Here is a 2,254-nt window from a genome sequence, read left to right on the forward strand (position 1 = left end):
GCATGATCGACCTCTCCTGGATGGCCTGGACCTGGCCGACGGCGATCTTCTTCGTCGCGATTTTCGGGCTGATCGCCCTGATGGGCGTGTGGGAATACGTCTCGCCGGGCGGGCATCCGCGCGTCGGCGTCCTGCGCTTCGAGACGACGCGCGGCGATCGGCTGTTCGTCTCGCTGCTCGGTTCGGCCTTCATCTGCCTCGGCTGGCTCTGGGCCACCGATCTTTCGCTCTGGTACGCGCTCGTCCTGTGCGCGGTGTTCTTCGTCCTCGTCTTCAGCCTCGTGTGAGGCTTCGGGCGGTGACGGCCACGGCCCGCTCCGCCGCCGGTCGGCGCGGGCTTCGTCAGATCGACCGGTTTCTGCAACGGGAGGACATACGCATGAAACGCAGTCTCTGGGTCACCAGCGCGACCCTCGCCATCGCGCTCGCCACGGGCCCGGCCTTCGCCGACATGGACGCCGCGAAGAAGTTCCTGGACACCGAGATCAAGGATCTCTCGACGCTGTCGCGGGCCGACCAGGAAAAGGAGATGCAGTGGTTCATCGATGCGGCCAAGCCCTTCCAGGGCATGGACATCAAGGTGGTCTCGGAGACCATCACCACGCACGAATACGAATCGAAGGTGCTCGCCCCCGCCTTCACCGCGATCACCGGCATCAAGGTCACCCATGACCTGATCGGCGAAGGCGACGTCATCGAGAAGCTGCAGACGCAGATGCAGTCGGGCGAGAACATCTACGACGCCTACATCAACGATTCAGACCTGATCGGCACCCACTGGCGCTACCAGCAGGTGCGCCCGCTCAGCGACTGGATGTCCGACGAGGGCAAGGACGTCACCAACCCGATGCTCGACGTCGACGACTTCATCGGCAAGTCGTTCACCACGGCCCCGGACGGCAAGCTCTACCAGCTGCCCGACCAGCAGTTCGCCAACCTCTACTGGTTCCGCTACGACTGGTTCAACGACGAGAAGAACAAGGCCGACTTCAAGGAGAAATACGGCTACGACCTCGGCGTGCCGGTCAACTGGTCGGCATACGAGGACATCGCCGCATTCTTCACCGGCCGGGAGATCGACGGCAAGAAGGTCTTCGGCCATATGGACTACGGCAAGAAGGACCCGTCGCTCGGCTGGCGCTTCACCGACGCCTGGCTGTCGATGGCCGGCAACGGCGACAAGGGCATTCCGAACGGCAAGCCGGTCGACGAGTGGGGCATCCGCGTCACCGACAAGGACCAGCCGTCCGGCTCCTGCGTCGCGCGCGGCGGCGACACCAACGGCCCGGCGGCGGTCTATTCGATCCAGAAGTATCTCGACTGGCTGAAGGCCTACGCGCCGCCGGAAGCCCAGGGCATGACCTTCTCGGAGGCAGGGCCGGTGCCGGCACAGGGCCAGATCGCCCAGCAGATCTTCTGGTACACCGCCTTCACCGCCGACATGGTGAAGGACGGCCTGCCCGTCGTCGACGAGAACGGCAATCCGAAGTGGCGCATGGCGCCCTCGCCGCACGGCGTCTACTGGGTCGACGGCATGAAGCTCGGCTACCAGGACGCCGGCTCCTGGACGCTGATGAAGTCCACCCCGACCGACCGTGCCAAGGCCGCCTGGCTCTACGCGCAGTTCGTCGTGTCGAAGACCGTCGACGTCAAGAAGAGCCACGAGGGCCTGACCTTCATCCGCGAGTCGACGATCCGCGACAAGAGCTTCACCGAGCGGGCGCCGAAGCTCGGCGGTCTCGTCGAATTCTACCGTTCGCCGGCCCGCGTGCAGTGGACGCCGACCGGCACCAACGTGCCGGACTATCCGAAGCTCGCGCAGCTGTGGTGGCAGAACATCGGCGACGCCGCCTCGGGCGCCAAGACGCCGCAGGAGGCGATGGACGCGCTCTGCGCCGCCCAGGAGCAGGTGCTGAACCGCATCGAGCGGGCCGGCATCCAGGGCGACATCGGCCCCAAGCTCAACGACGAGGAGGACATGGACTACTGGGTCGAGCAGGCCAAGGCGAACGGCACGCTCGCCCCGCAGCCGATGAAGGAGAACGAGAAGGAGAAGCCGGTCACCATCTCCTATGACGAGCTGGTGAAGAGCTGGGCCGACGCCAATGCCACCATGCCGAAGGACGGCGGCTCGGGCGACGCGATGCAGCCGGCGTCGAGCGACGGCTCGATGAAAAAGTCGAACTGACGCTCACGTCCGACGCTGAGATCGCCGGGCCCGAGGCAGCCGCAAGGCCGCTTCTCGGGTCCGGCG

2 protein-coding genes are annotated in these 2,254 nt (G+C 65.7%); both read left to right on the forward strand.

Annotated elements, in window-relative coordinates; all coding sequences use genetic code 11:
- Positions 1-2 precede the first annotated feature (2 nt).
- Positions 3-287 carry a DUF2160 domain-containing protein gene (locus J1C47_RS23440; protein WP_207353187.1) on the forward strand — a complete coding sequence of 95 codons (285 nt, stop codon included), beginning with the start codon at positions 3-5 and terminating at the stop codon, positions 285-287.
- Positions 288-379: 92 nt separating this feature from the next.
- On the forward strand, positions 380-2,188 hold the full coding sequence (locus J1C47_RS23445; RefSeq protein ID WP_207353216.1) for an ABC transporter substrate-binding protein: 1,809 nt from the start codon (positions 380-382) through the stop codon (positions 2,186-2,188).
- Positions 2,189-2,254: the final 66 nt, after the last annotated feature.

It is taken from the genome of Jiella sonneratiae (assembly GCF_017353515.1).
Classification (GTDB): Bacteria; Pseudomonadota; Alphaproteobacteria; order Rhizobiales; family Rhizobiaceae; genus Jiella; species Jiella sonneratiae.